We start from the raw sequence: 17479 nt of genomic DNA, 5'->3' as shown, positions 1-17479 counted from the left end.
CTATCCTTGGCCGTATTCAGGCTTCACAAAGCGTCTTGCCGAAAAGAAGCTTGCCGCGCAGATGCGATACGTCCGCGCGGCTCTGAATCAGATCGAAATACCAGCCGCCGTCCTTCACGTCGCCGTACAGCACCGCGCCGATCACGCGTCCCGCCTGCAGCACGACACGCTTGTACACGCCGCGGCGCGGATCGCGCAGCACGAGATCCTCGCTGTCCTCGCCGCCGATGAAATCGCCCGCCGAATACAGATCGACGCCCGTCACCTTGAGCTTCGTCGCCGTCGCGCGCTGCACGTAACGGCGATGCCCCGCGCCCGCGAGATGCGCGCCCGCCACGCGCGCCTGATCCCAGATCGGTGCGACGAGACCGAAGGTCGCCGAGCGATGCTGCACGCATTCGCCCACCGCATACACGCGCGGATCGAAAGTCTGCAGCGTGTCGTCGACGACGATGGCGCGCTCGCAGTGCAGCCCCGCCTCTTTCGCGAGCGCAATGTTGGGCCGCACGCCCGCCGTCATCACGACGAGATCAGCGTCGATCTGCGTGCCGTCCGCGAAACGCACGGCGCGCACGCGGTCGTCGCCGACGATCTCCGTGGTCTGCGCGGCCATCGCGAAGTTGAGGCCTTTCGCTTCGAGCGAACGCTTGAGCAACGCGGACGCGGTGGCATCGAGCTGACGATCCATCAGGCTGCCGCTCGCATGCACGACCGTTACCGACATGCCCTGCCGCTGCAAGCCGTTGGCCGCTTCGAGCCCGAGCAGACCGCCGCCGATGATCACCGCGTGCCGATGATCGCGTGCCGCTTCGATCATCGTTTCGACATCCTGAATGTCGCGAAATGCGATCACACCGGAAAGCTCGCAACCCGGCACCGGAATGATGAATGGCTTCGAGCCGGTCGCGATCAGCAGACGGTCGTAGTGCGCTTCCACGCCCTTCTCCGAACGCACGACGCGCCGCGCACGATCGATTTCGATCACGGCATCGCCCGCATGCAGCGTGATGCCGTTCGCGTCGTACCATTCGCGCGTGTTGAGAATGATGTCGTCGACGCTCTTCTCGCCCGCGAGCACCGGCGACAACAGAATGCGGTTGTAGTTGCCGTACGGCTCGGCGCCGAATACGGTGATGTCGTACAGCTCGGGCGCAATCTTCAGCAGTTCTTCGACCGTACGCATACCGGCCATGCCGTTGCCGATCACCACGAGCCGCTGGCGCGATGCGGCGTGCTTCAACGCCGCCATGCCCGCAACCGCATATTCGGTCTTCATGCCGCGACCCACACCTTGCCGCCCGCGACCTTCACGCGATACGCGCTCACCGAAAGCTCCGGCGCTTCCAGGCATTCGCCCGTGCGCAGATCGAAGTGCTGCTTGTAGATCGGCGATGCAACGACGATGCGCTCGCCCAGACTTCCCACGATGCCGCGCGAGAGCACCGCGGCTTGCGAATGGGGGTCGTAGTTGTCGATCGCGTACACGGCTGCCTCTTCGCCCGCGACATGAAACACCGCGACTTGCGTGCCCTTCACGAGCGCGCACACGCCCGTATCCGGCACGATGTCGTCGAGTTCACAAACGGCGGTCCAGTCCTGTTCGATACGGTCGTTCATGATGTTTTTCCTCACGCGTTAAACGGTTTCGGCAAGCTTCGACTTGCGCTCTTCGAGCGTGGCGGGGCGAATCTGGCCGCGCTCTTCCACGAAGGTCACGTTCGCATCGCCCTGTTCGCTGTTGACGAAGTGACGGAAGCGCTTGCGCGTATGCGGATCGGTGACGGCCTTCTTCCATTCGTCCTCGTAGGTATCGACGACGAGTTGCATCTCCGCTTCGAGCTCGGCGGCGATGTCGAGCTTGTCGTTGATGACGACGTCGATCAGATACTCGAGTCCGCCTTCGAGGTTGTCGCGCCATACGCTCGTGCGTTGCAGGCGATCCGCCGTACGCACGTAGAACATCAGGAAGCGGTCGATGTACCGCACGAGCGTGTCGTGATCGAGATCGGACGCAATAAGCTCGGCGTGACGCGGCTTCATGCCGCCGTTGCCGCATACGTAGAGATTCCAGCCCTTCTCCGTCGCGATCACGCCGACGTCCTTGCCTTGCGCTTCGGCGCACTCGCGCGTGCAGCCCGACACGCCGAACTTGATCTTGTGCGGCGTGCGCAGACCCTTGTAGCGATTCTCCAGTTCGATCGCGAGTCCGACCGAATCGCCGACGCCATAACGGCACCACGTCGAGCCGACGCACGACTTCACGGTGCGCAGGGCCTTGCCATACGCATGACCCGATTCGAAGCCCGCCGCGATGAGCTCTTCCCAGATGAACGGCAATTGCTCTACGCGCGCGCCGAACATGTCGACACGCTGGCCGCCCGTAATCTTCGTATAGAGGCCGTACTTCTTCGCGACCTGGCCGACCGCGATCAAGCCATCGGGCGTCACTTCGCCGCCCGGCATGCGCGGCACGACGCTGTACGTGCCATCGCGCTGGATGTTCGCGAGGTAGTAATCGTTCGAATCCTGCAGGCTCGCGTGCTCTTTCTTCAGCACGAACTCGTTCCAGCACGAAGCAAGAATGCTCGCGACGGCAGGCTTGCAGATATCGCAGCCGCGTCCCTTGCCGTGCTTCGCGAGCAGCGTGCCGAACGTGCGATGTCCTTCCACGCGCGCGATGTGATAAAGCTCCTGACGCGAATGCGGGAAGTGCTCGCACAGATGATTGTTCACCGCGAGACCCTGCCGCTTCATCTCCGACTTCATCACTTGCGTGACGAGCGGCACGCAGCCGCCGCACGATGCGCCCGCCTTGCACGACGACTTGATCGCGCCAATGCTCGTTGCGCCCGCGCAGACAGCCGCGCAGATTTCAGCCTTGCTTACGTTGTTGCACGAACAGATCTGCGCCGCATCGGGCAAGGCTTCGACGCCGAGCGCGGGCTTCGCTTTTCCATCGCTCGACGGCAGGATCAGGAATTCGGGCGCTTCGGGCAACTCGATCTTGTTCAACATCATCTGCAGCAGCGTGCCGTATTCCGCTGCATCGCCGACCATCACGCCGCCGAGAAGAAACTTGCCGCAGTCGGACACGACGATCTTCTTGTAGACCTGCTTGCGCTCGTCGCTGTACTGATACGTCCGGCTGCCGGGCGTCTTGCCGTGTGCATCGCCGATGCTCGCCACATCGACGCCCATCAGCTTGAGTTTGGTGCTCATGTCCGCGCCCGCGAACGCCGCTTCCTCGCCGATGATCTGCTTCGCGACGATGCGCGCCATGTCGTAACCCGGCGCGACGAGGCCGAACAACTGGCCCTTCCACAACGCACATTCGCCGATGGCATAGATCGCTTCGTCGCTCGTGCGGCAGGCGTCGTCGATCACGATGCCGCCGCGCGCGCCGATGTCGAGACCCGCTGCACGCGCGATGTCGTCGCGCGGACGAATGCCTGCCGAGAACACGATCATGTCGGTGTCGAGATGCGTCTCATCGGCGAAATTCATGCGGTTGGCCGCGCCTTCGCCATCGACGATCGCAAGCGTGTTCTTACCCGTATGAACCGTGACGCCGAGCTCCTCGATCTTCGCGCGCAGCACGCGTCCGCCGCCGTCATCGACCTGCACGGCCATCAGGCGCGGCGCGAATTCGATCACATGCGTTTCGAGTCCCATGTCGCGCAGCGCCTTCGCTGCTTCGAGACCGAGCAGACCGCCGCCGACGACCGTGCCCGTCTTCGAGCGCGCGCCGCATGCCTGCATCGCTTCGAGATCTTCGATCGTGCGATACACGAAGCAGCCGTCGCGATCACGGCCTTCGATGGGCGGCACGAACGGATAGGAGCCGGTCGCGAGCACGAGCTTGTCGTACGCGAGCACTTCGCCCGTCGAAGCCGTCACCGTGCGCGCCGCGCGATCGATCGACACCGCGCGCGCATTCAGTTTCAGCGCATAACCCGAACGTTCGAAGAAGCCCTCTTCGACGAGCGAGAGATCATCCGCGCTCTTGCCCGTGAAGAATTCGGTCAGATGCACGCGGTCGTACGCGGCGCGCGGTTCTTCGCACAGGACCGTCACGTCGAGCGCTTCGTTGCCGCTCTCGGCGAGACATTCGAGGAACTTGTGGCCGACCATGCCGTGGCCGATGACGACGATTTTCATGACGGGGCCTTCTCAGTTTGCAATGACGTTATTGGCTGCGAGCGCGCTTTCGCGCAGTGCCGCTTCGCGTGCCTTGTGTTCGGGGGAGAAGCGCACGGCGAGCGCGCAGAGCGCCGTCGTCGCGACGATCACGCCGAGCATCGAGAGCGTGGCTTGCGCGTTGCCGAGGCCTTTCATCAGGAAGCCCGCTGCGACCGCGCCGACGTTGCCGCCGGCGCCGATCACGCCAGCCACGCCGCCGAGCGCCTTGCGATCGATGAACGGCACGAGCGCGTAAGTCGCGCCGCATGCCATGTGCGTGAAGAGGCCGAACGCAAGCATCGCGACGATGGCGAGCACGACGCTCGGCGCATGCGCGAACGCATAGAGGCCGATGCCTTCGCCCGCGATCAGCGCGAACAACAAGGTCGCGCGGATATCGAGGCCTTTCTTCGCGGCGGCTTTATCGGAGAGCCAGCCGCCGAGCGCGCGGGCGAAGAGCGCGAGCAGACCGAAGCTGCCCGCCGCCATGCCGGCTTGCGCGAGCGAGAGGCCGAAGTGATCGACGTAATAGATCGCCGCCATGTTGTGGATGAACACTTCGACGCCGAAGCACGCGCCGTACGTGACGAAGAGCATCCACACGCGATAGTTCGAGCACGCGGTCAGGAAGCTCTGCCAGCCGCCCTTCTTGCCGCCGTCGATCGCGACGCCGGCACGGCGCAGCGCGACGAAGTCGCCTTGCGGGCAATCCTGCGTATAGCGCCAGTAGAAGAAGGCCATCACCGGCATCGCGATGCCCGGCACGATCAAAGCGACCCGCCATGCCGATGCTTCGCCCACGCCGAGCGCGATCGCTGCCGCGACGAGAAGCGGAATGATCGCCTGCGCCGCGCCCGCGCCCGCGTTGCCCCAGCCGGCAGTCGTTGCGTTCGCGGTGCCGACGACGTTCGGCGCGAACATCACCGACGTGTGGTACTGCGTGATGACGAAGCTCGCGCCGATCGCGCCGATCGCGAGACGGCACCACAGGAAGCTGTCGTAGCCCGTAGAGAGCGCCGCGCCGATGACAGGCACCGAACCCGCGAGCAGCAGCGCGCCATACACGCGGCGCGGGCCGAAGCGATCGCACATCGGTCCGACGACGAGGCGCACCAGAATCGTCACGGCGACGGCCGCGATATTGATGTTCGCAACTTGATCCGCCGTGAGTCCGTATTCGCGCTTGATGAGCGGCATCAGCGGCGCGCAGGCGAACCACGCGAAGAAGCATACGAAGAAGGCCATCCACGTGAGATGGAAGGCGCGCATCGGCGCGCTGCGCATGCTGAAGAGATCGATCCGGGTGGCTTTGTCCATCGTCTTTCCGCAAAAAAAGAAAGGCGTCCCGCGCATGGGCCGGGAAGCCGATGCGGGGGACGCCGTTGTCCGATGCCCGCATGTTCTTCACTTGCCGGGCGCTGTATTCAGGACGGATCGCCGTTGATCCGATGGCGAGACATAAGGCAAGGCCTATGCCATGCGGGCCGCATCGACTTCAGACGCTTGTCGCGCAAGGCTTTGCGCGTTATATGCACGGACTGCGCGCATCAGCTTCACGTCATGTTTCGATGCAGGCGGGCACAGGGATGGTGCGACGCAGCACTGATGCCGTGCGAACGTGCAAGCGATCGCTTCGTACGCTCCTCACTTTGTACTGCACGGTTAACGCACGCATTCACATCGAGCAAGCGCCCATGCGCCCTCGCGGTGCCGCCCGCGCACAACGACAGTGCGGATAACGTGCTCGAAGCCTTATTCGACCAATGGCCCGCTTATTGCATTGTCGAAAGCGCTGCGAGCAACGGCGTTCGCGGCGCCCCGATACATGAAAGCAAGGACAAAGGCGTCCCCATCGTGCAGCGACACGAGCGGACGCTATCTGCGTTTGCCGCGCCGATGCCTCACACACGAAGCACGCAGACTCAGGAAGCAACGATGAGCACCATCAAAGGCAAAGTCACTCTGTTGAGCGCGGGCCCCGGCGATCTGGACTTGCTGACCTTGCGCGCCGCGAAGGCGCTCGCCGCCGCCGACGTCCTTCTCGTCGACGATCTCGCCAACGCCGACATCGTCACGCTTGCGCCGAACGCGCGCGTGATTCGCGTCGGCAAGCGCGGCGGATGCAAGTCCACGCCGCAAGCCTTCATTCAGCGCCTCATGCAGCGATACACGAAGAAAGGACTGCATGTGGTGCGCGTGAAAGGCGGCGACGCGTTGCTCTTCGGACGCGCGGGCGAAGAGATCGCCGCATTGCGCGAGGCGGATATTCGGGTCGATATCGTCAATGGCGTGTCATCGGGATTCGCGGCGGCGGCTGGACTCGGCATCTCGCTCACGCATCGCGATCATTGTCAGGGCGTGACGTTCGTCACCGCGCACATGCAGGATCACAGTCAGCCGGATTGGGCCGCGCTCGCCGCAACGGGCACCACGCTCGCGATCTATATGGGCATGAGCCGCATCGCGAGTCTGACGGCATCGTTGCTCGATGCGTTGCCCGCGAGCACCCCTGCGGCCGTCGTGCAGCACGCGGGATCGTCGCAGGAAAAGCGGCTCGTGACGACGCTCGATCGTCTTGCCGATGATGCCAACGCTGCCGGCCTCGGCAGTCCGGCGGTGATTCTGATCGGCGGTGCGATCGGCGAAGCGGCGGAATTCGCGGCGCATATGCAGAGCGCCAAAGGCTTCGCTCATGCCGCGTAAAGCGGGTTCTCAAAGCGCGGACGGCGCGTTAAAGTCTCAAGCGTCCCTCGCATGACCGCTTCCGCTTCCCGCATGCTTCGCGTTCTTCTCGTCACCGACACCGACAAGCCCATAGGCGATTTGCGCGAGCAACTCGCGCGCATGGGCTATGACATGCTCGCCGAAGCGGCCGCGCCTTCGGCGCTGCACAAGGCCGTCGAGAGCCAGAAGCCCGATGTCGTCATCATCGATACCGAGTCGCCCTCGCGCGACACGCTCGAACAGCTCGCGGTGATGAACAAGGCCGCGCCGCGTCCCGTGCTGATGTTCAGCAACGACGCGGATCAGCAGTTCATTCGCGCGGCAGTGGGCGCGGGCGTCACCGCGTATTCCGTCGAAGGACTCGCGCCCGAGCGTCTCGCGCCGATCATCGAAGTCGCGCTCGCGCGTTTCGCGCATGAAGCGCAGTTGCGTCAGCGGCTCGCGAAGGTCGAGGACGAACTGGAGCAGCGCAAGGTCATCGACCGCGCGAAACGTCTTCTGATGGACAGGCGCGGCATGTCCGAAAACGAAGCCTATGCGGCGCTTCGCAAGCGCGCGATGGATCAGGGCGTGAAGGTCGCCGAGATCGCGCGCCAATTGCTTTCGATGGCCGATCTGCTCTAGCTTTATCGACATCTCATGAACATCACTTCCTCCCAACCCGAACGCACGCATCTGCGGCTCGGCTTCGTCGCCCTTTCCGATGCCGCGCCGCTCGCCGTCGCCGCGTTGCGCGATCTCGGCGCGCGTCATGGCATCTCGATCGAGCTGTGCCGTCAGCCGTCGTGGGCGGCCGTGCGCGACAAGCTGCTGTCCGGCGAGATCGACGCGGCGCACGCGCTCTATGGCCTCGTGTACGGCGTGCAACTGGGTATCGGCGGGCCGCAGGCGGACATGGCCGTGCTGATGGTCCTCAATCGCAACGGTCAGGCGATCACGCTGTCGCGTCCGTTGGCCGATGCGATCCGAAACGGCGCCAGCGTGAAGGAAGCGTTGCATTCGCTCGGGCGGCCGCCGGTCATCGCGCAGACTTTTCCGACCGGCACGCACGCGATGTGGCTGTATTACTGGCTCGCGGCGCACGGCGTGCATCCGTTGCGCGATGTGCAGAGCATCGTGATTCCGCCGCCGCGCATGGCCGATGCGCTCGTCGAGGGCGCGCTCGACGGCTTCTGCGCGGGCGAGCCGTGGCACGCCGTCGCCGAGGCGCGCGACGCGGGCAGGACGGTCGCGTACACGAGCGAGATCTGGCCGGATCATCCGGAGAAGGTGCTCGCGTGCCGGCGCGATTTCGCGGCGCTCTATCCCGCGACGGCGCGCGCGCTCGTTCGCACGATGCTCGATGCGTGCGCCTGGCTCGATACGCGGGCGCATCGCGAGGAGATCGCCGAGGCGCTGTCGTCGTCCGCGCTGCTCGGCGTGCCGCGCGCGCTGATCGAGCCGCGCCTCGCCACATCCGATGGCGGCGATGCGCGCGCGCTGCCCGTGCGTTTCTTCGATGAAGGCGCGGTGAACTATCCGCGCGTATCGGACGGCGTCTGGTTCATTACGCAATACCGGCGCTGGGGCATGCTCGGCGCCGATATCGACGATGCGGCCATCGCGGCGAGCGTGAATCAGACCGCGCTTTATCGCGAGGCGGCGCAGGCGGCGGGCATTGCGATTCCCGGCGAACGGCGCGCGGCGACGTTCTGCGATGGCCGCGTCTGGGACGGCGGCGATGCGGCTGCGTATCTCGCGGGGTTCGAAATACGCGCGTAGAAAAGCGCCTACCATGGAATTTCCAGCGCGCACCGGAGATCCGCCATGGAACTGCTCGCCATCGCCATCGACAAGCCCGAGGACACCAACTTCATCCTCGGTCAGTCGCATTTCATCAAGACGGTCGAGGATCTGCACGAGGCGCTCGTCGGCGCGGTGCCCGGCATCCGCTTCGGACTCGCGTTCTGCGAGGCGTCGGGCAAGCGGCTCGTACGCACGTCGGGCACGGACGAGCATGGCGTCGAGCTGGCCGCGCGCAACGCGCAGAACATCGGCGCGGGACACAGCTTCATCATCGTGCTCGGCGACGGCTTCTTTCCCGTCAACGTGCTCAATACCGTGAAGGCCGTGCCGGAGGTGTGCCGTATCTTTTGCGCGACCGCCAATCCGACGCAGGTGCTTGTCGCGCAGACGGATCAGGGACGCGGGATCGTCGGCGTGGTGGACGGGTTCCCGCCGCTTGGCGTCGAAAGCGAAGACGACGTGAAGTGGCGCCACGACCTGCTGCGCAAGATCGGCTACAAGGCCTGAAGCGCGCCGCGAAGCCTGCCGCGCCTTGACTTGACGGCGCAAATCGCGAGAATGAGGCCCGCCGCCGCGCGCCCATCCGGAGCGATTTTCCCGGCCGGGGCGCGACATCATGGAAAATATCGGGATACGGTATAAAGGCCGTTGGCGTTTTTCGTGCCTTTTCTGAAAAGCCGCACGGGCAGACATTCCCGGCATCACCCCGCCGATACGGCACCGAACACCGGCCACCCGCGCCGCCCGAGGATAGGGTCGTCCTCGCGCGGCCTACAGGAGCATCACATGACCGACATGAATCCAGGCTTTTTCGGCAGGATAGGCATTGCCTTCGGCGCCTTCTTCGGCATTCTCGGCAATGCATCGTTCGCGGGCCGCGTGCAGCGCCTGCGCGAAGCGCCCGAAGCGCCTGAAGCCCCCGCAGCCGCGCCCGATTTCAAAGCCGAAGCGCCGAAGCCTGCCGCCGCGCCGGTTCAACCCGCGCCGTCCGCGCTGAAGGAGGCGAGCCCGGTCGCCGCGTTGCAACTGCTCGGCCTTTTGCAGCGCGACGCGCGTTTCATCGATTTCGTGGAAGAAGACATCGTCAATTACAGCGACGCCGATATCGGCGCGGCCGCCCGCCTCGTGCACGACGGCTGCCGTAACGTGCTGCGCGAGCATTTCACGGTCAAGCCCGTGCGCACCGAAGCGGAAGGCACGCGCATCACGCTGCAGGAGGGTTTCGATGCCGCCGCCATCCGGCTGACGGGCAACGTAGTCGGCAAGCCGCCCTTTTCGGGCAGCATCAGCCATCGTGGATGGAAGGTCGAGGACACGCGCCTGCCGAAGCTCGCGCCGTCCCATGATGCGAGCATCGTCGCGCCCGCGGAGGTGGAACTGTGAGCGACATTCAAGCGAACGATAACCCGGCGCGCTACTCGATCGGCGTCGATCTCGGCACGACGCATTGCGCGCTCTCCTACGTCGACATGGGCGCGAGCGACGGCGAAAAGACCGCGCAAGGCGTGCTGCCCATCTCGCAACTGACCGCGCCCGGCGCCGCCGAAGAACGCGATCTTTTGCCCTCGTTTCTCTATCTGCCGCACGAGAACGAGCTCGCGCCCGGCGATCTCACGCTGCCGTGGACGCAGGAGCGCAGGTTCATCGTCGGCGAACTCGCGCGCAGCCGGGGCGCGGGCACGCCGATCCGCCTCGTTTCCAGCGCGAAAAGCTGGTTGTGCCATCCGGGCGTCGATCGCCGCGCGTCAATCCTGCCGTCCGATGCGCCCGAGGAAGTCGAGCGCGTGTCGCCGCTGGAAAGCTCGGTGCGCTATCTGATGCATTTGCGCGAAGCGTGGAACCACGCGCATCCCGATGCGCCTTTCGATCAGCAGGACGTCACCGTGACGATTCCCGCGTCCTTCGATCCCGCCGCGCGCGAACTCACCGCCGAAGCCGCCGCCGCAGCCGGCTACACGCGCATGACGCTGCTCGAAGAGCCGCAGGCCGCGCTCTATAGCTGGATTCAAAAATCGTCGGGCGGCTGGCGCAAGCAGGTCAAAGTGGGCGATGTGATTCTCGTCGTCGATGTCGGCGGCGGCACGACCGACTTGTCGCTGATCGCGGTCGTCGAGCGCGAAGGCAATCTGGAACTGCATCGCGTGGCCGTTGGCGAGCACATCCTGCTCGGCGGCGACAACATGGACCTCGGGCTCGCGCATACCGTCGCGCGCAAGCTCGCGCAATCGGGCACGCAGCCCGATCCGTGGCAGTTGCGCGCCCTCACCTACGCGTGCCGCTCGGCGAAGGAAACGCTGCTTTCCGATCCGTCCGTCGATGCGGTGCCGCTCGTCGTCCCGAGCCGCGGCTCGAAGCTGATCGGCGGGTCGCTGCGCACCGAACTCACGCGCGCCGAACTCACGCAGATCCTGCTCGAAGGCTTTTTCCCGCAAGTCGATGCCGCGGCTCGCCCCGTTTCGCGCGCGCGCGTCGGTCTCACGCAACTCGGTCTGCCGTACGCGCAGGACGCCGCCGTCACGCGCCATCTCGCCGCGTTCCTCGGCCGTCAGGTCAACGCGCTCGCGGAAGTCGAAGGCTTGCAGCATCAGGCGCCGCAGGGCGCGACGCTGCTGCATCCGACCGTCGTGCTGTTCAACGGCGGCGTGTTCAAGTCGCCGCTGCTCGTCGAGCGCGTGATGACGACGCTGAATTCATGGCTCGCCTCCGAAAACGCGCCCGCCGCGCGTCTGCTCGAAGGCGCGGACCTCGATCTCGCGGTGGCGCGCGGCGCGGCCTATTACGGCTATGTGCGGCGCGGCAAGGGCGTGCGCATCCGTGGCGGCACGGCGCGCGCGTACTACGTCGCGGTCGAATCGGCGATGCCGGCCGTTCCCGGACTGGAGCCGCCCGTGCAGGCGCTGTGCGTCGCGCCGTTCGGCATGGAGGAAGGCACGGACGCCGAATTGCCCGCGCAGGAATTCGGGCTCGTCGTCGGCGAGCCGGTGCATTTCCGCTTCTTCGGCTCCTCGGTGCGTCGTCAGGATCAGGTCGGCACGCTGCTCGATTACTGGCAACCGGACGAATTGCAGGAACTCGAAGAGATCGAAGCGTCGCTGCCGCCCGAAGGCCGCACGCCGGGCGAGGTCGTGCCCGTCAAGCTGCACGCACGCGTGACCGAAGCGGGCACGCTCGAACTCGAAGCGATTCCGCGCGGCTCGTCCGAGCGCTGGAAGGTCGAGTTCGACGTGCGCGGCGGCGCGAACGCGGGCGCGGATCAGGGCATGGGCCTGTAAGTGTCCGGGCGCAAGAAAAAGGTGTCCGGCGCGCGGTACAGCGTCGGCATCGATCTCGGGACGAGCAATACGGTCGTCGCGTACGCGGAAATCGGCTCGAACGATATCCGCGTGTTCGACATCGACCAGCTCGTCGGCGCGGGCGAAGTCGCGGCGCTGCCGCTTCTGCCGTCGCTGCGCTATCACTTCGCGCCAGGCGAACTCAAGTCCGAGGATCTGCAATTGCCGTGGGGCGAGATGGAAGCGCCCGCCGTCATCGGCAGATTCGCTCGGATGCTCGGCGCGCAGGTGCCGGGACGGCTCGTGTCGAGCGCGAAAAGCTGGCTGTCGCACGCGGCGGTCGATCGCCTCGCGGCCATCTTGCCGTGGGGCGCGGGCGACGACGTCGAAAAAATCTCGCCGGTGATGGCGAGCGCGAGCTATCTCGCGCACGTCCACGCGGCGTGGAACGAGCGCTTTCCGGATGCACCGCTCGACACGCAGGACGTCGTGCTGACCGTGCCCGCCTCGTTCGATGAAGGCGCCCGCGCGCTGACGCTCGAAGCCGCGCGCATGGCGGGACTCGAAAAACTGCGGCTGCTGGAAGAGCCGCAGGCCGCGTTTTACGACTGGCTGTTTCATCATCGCGCGACGCTCGCGGATGATCTGAAGGCGACGCGGCTCGTGATGATCGTCGACGTCGGCGGCGGCACGACCGACCTCACGCTCATCCAGGTCGCGATGGAGAACGGCGAGCCGGTGTTGACGCGCATCGGCGTGGGCAACCATCTGATGCTCGGCGGCGACAACATGGATCTCGCGCTCGCGCATCTCGTCGAGAAGCGTCTCGCGGGCAGCGATGCGCGTCTTTCCGCCGGACGCCTGTCGCAACTCGTCGAGCGCTGCCGCGCGGCGAAAGAGCAATTGCTAGGCGACAACGCGCCCGCATCCACGTCGATCACGCTGCTCGGCGCGGGCTCGAAGCTGATCGGCGGCGCGCGTTCGGCCGATGTCACGCGTGACGAGATCGAGCGGATCATCGTCGAAGGATTCTTTCCGATGGTCGCCCCGAGCGATCGCCCCGGCCGTTCGCGCGGCGGCATCGTCGAATTCGGGCTGCCGTATGCGAGCGACGCGGCCATCACGCGGCATATCGCGGCGTTTCTCGGCCAGCATGCCGGAGAGGCGAAGAAGGCGCTCGGCCTCGTCGATGCGCCCGCCGAAACGCTCGCCATTCCGGACACCTTGCTGTTGAACGGCGGCGTGTTTCGCGCCGCTCCGCTCGCGCGCCGCATCGCCGATACGCTTTCCGGCTGGCGCGGCGAAGCCGTCAACGTGCTCGCGAACGGCAATCCCGATGTCGCGGTCGCGCGCGGCGCGGTCGCCTACGCGCTCGCGCGCGCGGGCAATGCGCCGAAGATCGGCGGTGGCTCGGCGCGCAGCTTCTTCCTGCTGCTCGAAGACGATGCCAACGCGATGCGTGGCGTCTGCGTCCTGCCGCGCGGCACCGAAGAAGGCCAGGCGATCCATCTCGCCGATCGCACCTTCGCGCTCACGCTCGGCGCGCCGGTGCGCTTTCACCTGGCGTCGTCGGTGTCGGAGACGGCTTACGAAGCGGGCGCGCTCGCAGACCTCGCGGCCGCATCGGGCGATTTCATCCGTCTGCCGCCGATCGCGACCGTCGTCGATCCGCATGCCGCCGGCAAGGGCCGAGCGCGCGAAACGGCGGTTCAGCTGACGACCTCGCTCACCGAAGTCGGCACGCTGGAGATGCACTGCATCGCCGTCGACGATCCCGCGCAACGCTGGCTGCTCGAATTCCAGTTGCGCCGCGAGGCGTCGCAGACCGACGAGACCGTGAGCGAATCGCATCCGGCGCTGCCGAAAGCCATCGAACTGATAGACCGCACGTTCGGCGCGAAGTCGCACGATGTCGGGCCGAAGGAAGTCAAACGCCTGCGCGCGCAGCTCGAACAGACGCTCGGCCCGCGCGACACCTGGGACATCGCACTCTTGCGCGAGGTCTTCGGCGCGCTGTTCGAGCGCGCGAAAAAGCGCCGCCGCACCGCCGATCACGAGCGTCTGTGGCTCAACCTCGCGGGCTACTGCATGCGTCCGGGCTTCGGGCATCCGCTCGACGAATGGCGTGTCGAGCAACTCTGGACGCTTTTCGATCAGGGCATTCAGTACAGCAACGAAAGCCAGATCTGGTCCGAATGGTGGACGCTCTGGCGCCGCGCGGCCGGTGGCCTGCCCGAAGCGGCGCAACTCAAGCTGCTCGACGACATGGCCTTCGTGCTGCAACCGCCCGGCACGAGCCGCTATCGCAAGGCGGCGGGCGCTGCGCGCGCGGGCTATGAGGACATGGTGCGGCTCGCGGCGTCGCTGGAACGCGTGCCGGTCGAGCGCAAGATCGAGGTCGGCGAATGGCTGCTCACGCGCCTGAAAAAGCCTTCGGAGAGCGTGCAAAGCTGGTGGGCGCTGGGCCGCATCGGCGCCCGCGCGCCCTTTTACGGCAGCGCGCACGGTGTCGTGCCGCCCGAGGTCGCCGTCGTCTGGCTCGATGCGATCCTCGCGCTCGACTGGAAGAAGGTCGATCCCGCCGCGTTCGCCGCCGCGCAGATCGCGCGCATGACCGGCGACCGCTCGCGCGATCTGCCCGACGATGCGCGCGCGGCTGTCGTGCAGCGTCTCGAAACGATGGGCGCGGCGCAGGCGTGGATCGCGATGGTCCGCGAGACCGTCGAGCTCGATCGCGCCGACGTCGGACGCGTGTTCGGCGAAACGCTGCCGGCGGGGCTGAAGCTCATCCACTGATCGCGCTCGTCGCGCTCGTTGCGGGCATCGGGCGAAATGCTTCGCTCTCAGAAGTTTTTTGGCCGATGCGCCGCGCGAGAAGCCCGCCGAGTCTTGAATACCGGCTGACCGCATCCTATGGTTATCAATGTGTCGATATGGACACATACTGAAGGAGGTCAACATGCCATCCCCACGCAAGGCTCAAGCGAGCCAACCCGCAGAAACGGAAATGTCGAGCCGCAAGAAAACGGCCGGCAGCAAGGCATCGCCCGCGAAGGCCGCAGGCGCGAAGGAAACGCAGGTCACGAAGCGCACCACCAAGGCCAAACCGAAAAGCTGAACGGTTCTCCTCGAGACCGCCCTCGTCATCGTGCGGGGGGCATTCGTTGTGGCTGTCCTTCGAATCGGCGGGCAAACGATCAAACGCCCGCCGATCGGCTCGCTTCCTCCTTCCTTCCGTCTCGCCGCGTGCCCTCGCAACTCGCCAAAAAAGCGCAATAATTGCCGGAGATAATGGCCGATTGCTAAAAAAAGGCGTATTTGTCTGACCGCGTTGGCATAAAGTAGATATCCCGATTCCCTGAGCGAGCATGAAGATGGCCGTACCGCAACGCGCCGCCGGCGTGCGCAATCCAGGCATTCTTCTCTCGGCGGCCCGCGAGGCCGGCGCAAGCCTGGTGCGCAATCTCTCGATTCCGGCGCCGTTTTCCGATCCCGTCCTCGAAGCGCAGTTTCTCGAAGACCACAGCCAGCGCTTCTGCGCATTCCGGCGCGCGTCGACGCTGCTCGCGCTTGCCATCTGGACGTGCTTCCTCTGGTGGGACTTCAGCTTCGCGCGGGGCAACCGCGCGCTCGATTCGCGCCTGCCCGACATCCTCGCGCTGCGCTCCGCGGGCATCGCGCTGCTGTTTTTTGTCGGCGTGCTGGTGCTGCGGCCGTCGTTCCGCTCGCACGCCACCGCGCAACGCATCATTCTGACGGGCATTTACGGGCTCTTGTGCCTGATCCTCGCAATGGTCGCGATCACGCCCGCGCCCTATAACTACACGCAGCATTTCATCGGGCTGTGCCTTGCGCTGTTCTTCCAGTTCAGTTTCTTTTATCTGCGCTCTCGCGTCGCGCTGACAGCGGGCATCATCACGCTGGCGTCGATCGTGGTGCTGCAGGTGACGATTCATCTGCTCAACCCCGAGGATTTCTTCGCGGGGCTCTTCTATATGTTCAACGTCGTGGTCGTGGGGCACGGCGTCTGCACGCACGCCGAGCGCGTCTCGCGCGAGCGCTATAGTTCGGAGCGCGCGCTGGCTTCCCTCAACGACGAATTGCGCACCGCGAATGTTTCGCTCGGCCGCAAGAATCGCGAGCTCGAAGTCTCCAAGAAGGATCAGGAGAACAAGACCAACGCGCTGCTCGCGCTGCGCGAACAGCAGATGATCGCCGCGCAGACCGCGAGCCGCGAGAAATCCAACTTTCTCGCCGCGGCGACGCACGATCTGCGTCAGCCGATGCACGCGCTCAATCTGTTCCTGCAGGCGGCGGCCGAGGCCATCCGCAATGGCGAATTCGATCAGGCCGAACGGCTCATCAACGAGTGCGGGCGTTCGTCCGTGATCCTCGCGCGGCTGCTGAACGCGGTGCTCGATCTCTCGCGGCTGGAATCGGGGCGCGTCGTGCCGCGCTATCACGTATTCGACGTGCGACAGATCGTCGAGGAAGCCGCCGAGCAGTTGCGTCCGTTCGCGATGAGCCGCGGCGTCGAATTGCGCCTGCGGCTGCCGAAGGACGATGTCGTCTGCGTGCGCAGCGACGCGCACTGGCTCGGGCGCGCCGTGGCCAATCTGGTGTCCAACGGGATCAAGTATGCAGATCAGAGCAAGACTTCGAAGCCGACCGTGATCGTCGGCGTGGTGCGTTCGCCGACGCGCGCGCGTATCGACGTGCTGGATAACGGCATCGGCATTCCGGCCGATTATTTCGATGCGATTTTTCAGCCGTTCTTTCAGGTCGACAATCCCGAGCAAGATCGCGACAAGGGGCTGGGGCTCGGGCTGTCGATCGTCAATGCGGTGATGTCGATGCTCGATCAGCATCGCATCGAACTGAAGTCCACCGAAGGGCGCGGCTCGCGCTTTTCGCTCGAAATGCCGCTGTGCGGACCGTCGCCCGACACGCCGTCGGCGCGTGCGCCGGCGCGTTCCGAGGCGGCGGAAATGGCGCAGCTCAAGGGGCGTTATGTGTTGCTCGTCGAGGACGATGGGCTCGTGCGGGCGTCGACCGAAGCGCTGCTGTCGCAATGGGGCGTGCTTTATGACTCGGCGGCGAGCTTCGAGGAGTTCGAGACGATTCTCGGCGATATCGAGCGGTTTCCGGATCTCATCATTACCGACTTTCGACTTCGTGATGCCAAGACCGCGCGGGAAGTGGCGATGCTCGGTGCGACGCGGCTTGGGCGGCCTTGTCCTTGTCTCGTCGTTACCGGTGAACCGGCCGCGTGTATCGTGCCGCTCGCGTGTGAGCAGGACGTGCTTTCCAAGCCCGTTAGTCCTGTGGAATTGCGGCGTGGGATGCTTGCCTTGATTGCTGGTTTTTGTGACTCGGGTGCGTGAGTCTTTTTTTGGGGGGGGGGCGGGGGGGGGGGGGGGGGGGGGGGGGGGGGGGGGGCGCGGGGGGGGGCGGCGTGGGGGGGGGGCGCCCGGGGGGGGGCGGGGGCGGTGCGGCGGGGGGGGGGGGGGGGGGGGGGG

At 65.6% G+C, this 17479-nt stretch carries 13 protein-coding genes; 9 read left to right on the top strand and 4 right to left on the bottom strand.

From position 1 onward, the window contains the following. Positions 1-16: 16 nt before the first annotated feature. Genes NCS67_RS15740 through NCS67_RS15725 form a run of 4 tightly spaced genes read right to left on the bottom strand, consistent with a single transcriptional unit; the run spans position 17 to position 5496 of the window. Positions 17-1276 carry an NAD(P)/FAD-dependent oxidoreductase gene (locus NCS67_RS15740; protein ID WP_175979215.1) on the bottom strand — a complete coding sequence of 420 codons (1260 nt, stop codon included), beginning with the start codon at positions 1274-1276 and terminating at the stop codon, positions 17-19. Then, positions 1273-1617 (bottom strand): nitrite reductase small subunit NirD, encoded by a 345-nt coding sequence (gene nirD, locus NCS67_RS15735; RefSeq protein ID WP_008353596.1) that lies wholly within the window; start codon positions 1615-1617, stop codon positions 1273-1275. Before nirD ends, NCS67_RS15740 begins: the two co-directional genes overlap by 4 nt. An 18-nt stretch (positions 1618-1635) precedes the next feature. Beyond that, positions 1636-4158 (bottom strand): nitrite reductase large subunit NirB, encoded by a 2523-nt coding sequence (nirB, locus tag NCS67_RS15730; protein WP_250435661.1) that lies wholly within the window; start codon positions 4156-4158, stop codon positions 1636-1638. Positions 4159-4170: 12 nt separating this feature from the next. Further along, positions 4171-5496, bottom strand: coding sequence for an MFS transporter (locus tag NCS67_RS15725; RefSeq protein WP_008353599.1), 1326 nt, complete (start codon positions 5494-5496; stop codon positions 4171-4173). A gap of 618 nt (positions 5497-6114) precedes the next feature. On the opposite strand from NCS67_RS15725, the gene cobA reads away from it, so the two are divergent. The 9 genes from cobA to NCS67_RS15680 all read left to right on the top strand — a co-directional run bounded on the left by cobA (position 6115) and on the right by NCS67_RS15680 (position 17344). After that, positions 6115-6882, top strand: coding sequence for a uroporphyrinogen-III C-methyltransferase (gene cobA, locus NCS67_RS15720; protein WP_250435659.1), 768 nt, complete (start codon positions 6115-6117; stop codon positions 6880-6882). Between the two features lie 72 nt (positions 6883-6954). Continuing rightward, on the top strand, positions 6955-7527 hold the full coding sequence (locus NCS67_RS15715; protein ID WP_034471835.1) for an ANTAR domain-containing response regulator: 573 nt from the start codon (positions 6955-6957) through the stop codon (positions 7525-7527). 15 nt (positions 7528-7542) lie between these two features. After that, a complete protein-coding gene (locus NCS67_RS15710; RefSeq protein ID WP_008353602.1) occupies positions 7543-8664 on the top strand; it encodes a CmpA/NrtA family ABC transporter substrate-binding protein in 1122 nt (373 codons plus the stop codon). A 45-nt stretch (positions 8665-8709) separates the two neighbouring features. Then, positions 8710-9195, top strand: coding sequence for an adenosine-specific kinase (locus NCS67_RS15705; protein ID WP_008353603.1), 486 nt, complete (start codon positions 8710-8712; stop codon positions 9193-9195). 279 nt (positions 9196-9474) lie between these two features. Continuing rightward, a complete protein-coding gene (locus NCS67_RS15700; RefSeq protein WP_250435658.1) occupies positions 9475-10071 on the top strand; it encodes a DUF2760 domain-containing protein in 597 nt (198 codons plus the stop codon). Beyond that, positions 10068-11960 carry an Hsp70 family protein gene (locus NCS67_RS15695; RefSeq protein WP_250435657.1) on the top strand — a complete coding sequence of 631 codons (1893 nt, stop codon included), beginning with the start codon at positions 10068-10070 and terminating at the stop codon, positions 11958-11960. Before NCS67_RS15700 ends, NCS67_RS15695 begins: the two co-directional genes overlap by 4 nt. Further along, positions 11961-14756 (top strand): Hsp70 family protein, encoded by a 2796-nt coding sequence (locus NCS67_RS15690; RefSeq protein ID WP_250435656.1) that lies wholly within the window; start codon positions 11961-11963, stop codon positions 14754-14756. A 163-nt stretch (positions 14757-14919) separates the two neighbouring features. Then, positions 14920-15078: a hypothetical protein gene (locus NCS67_RS15685; protein ID WP_160172890.1), complete on the top strand. Its 159-nt coding sequence runs from the start codon at positions 14920-14922 to the stop codon at positions 15076-15078. A 250-nt stretch (positions 15079-15328) separates the two neighbouring features. Then, positions 15329-17344: a hybrid sensor histidine kinase/response regulator gene (locus tag NCS67_RS15680; protein ID WP_250435655.1), complete on the top strand. Its 2016-nt coding sequence runs from the start codon at positions 15329-15331 to the stop codon at positions 17342-17344. The last annotated feature ends 135 nt before the right edge of the window (positions 17345-17479 follow it).

This window comes from Caballeronia sp. ATUFL_F2_KS9A (assembly GCF_023630765.1).
In the GTDB taxonomy this organism is placed as follows: Bacteria; Pseudomonadota; Gammaproteobacteria; order Burkholderiales; family Burkholderiaceae; genus Caballeronia; species Caballeronia zhejiangensis.
This window is presented reverse-complemented; position numbering and strand designations above follow the sequence as displayed.

Coding starts and splice junctions, on each gene's coding strand:
- NCS67_RS15680 (WP_250435655.1), top strand. CDS start 15,329: ATGAAGATGGCCGTACCGCAACGCGCCGCCGGCGTGCGCAATCCAGGC.
- NCS67_RS15685 (WP_160172890.1), top strand. CDS start 14,920: ATGCCATCCCCACGCAAGGCTCAAGCGAGCCAACCCGCAGAAACGGAA.
- cobA (WP_250435659.1), top strand. CDS start 6,115: ATGAGCACCATCAAAGGCAAAGTCACTCTGTTGAGCGCGGGCCCCGGC.
- NCS67_RS15700 (WP_250435658.1), top strand. CDS start 9,475: ATGACCGACATGAATCCAGGCTTTTTCGGCAGGATAGGCATTGCCTTC.
- NCS67_RS15710 (WP_008353602.1), top strand. CDS start 7,543: ATGAACATCACTTCCTCCCAACCCGAACGCACGCATCTGCGGCTCGGC.
- nirB (WP_250435661.1), bottom strand. CDS start 4,158: ATGAAAATCGTCGTCATCGGCCACGGCATGGTCGGCCACAAGTTCCTC.
- NCS67_RS15740 (WP_175979215.1), bottom strand. CDS start 1,276: ATGAAGACCGAATATGCGGTTGCGGGCATGGCGGCGTTGAAGCACGCC.
- NCS67_RS15705 (WP_008353603.1), top strand. CDS start 8,710: ATGGAACTGCTCGCCATCGCCATCGACAAGCCCGAGGACACCAACTTC.
- nirD (WP_008353596.1), bottom strand. CDS start 1,617: ATGAACGACCGTATCGAACAGGACTGGACCGCCGTTTGTGAACTCGAC.
- NCS67_RS15715 (WP_034471835.1), top strand. CDS start 6,955: ATGCTTCGCGTTCTTCTCGTCACCGACACCGACAAGCCCATAGGCGAT.
- NCS67_RS15725 (WP_008353599.1), bottom strand. CDS start 5,496: ATGGACAAAGCCACCCGGATCGATCTCTTCAGCATGCGCAGCGCGCCG.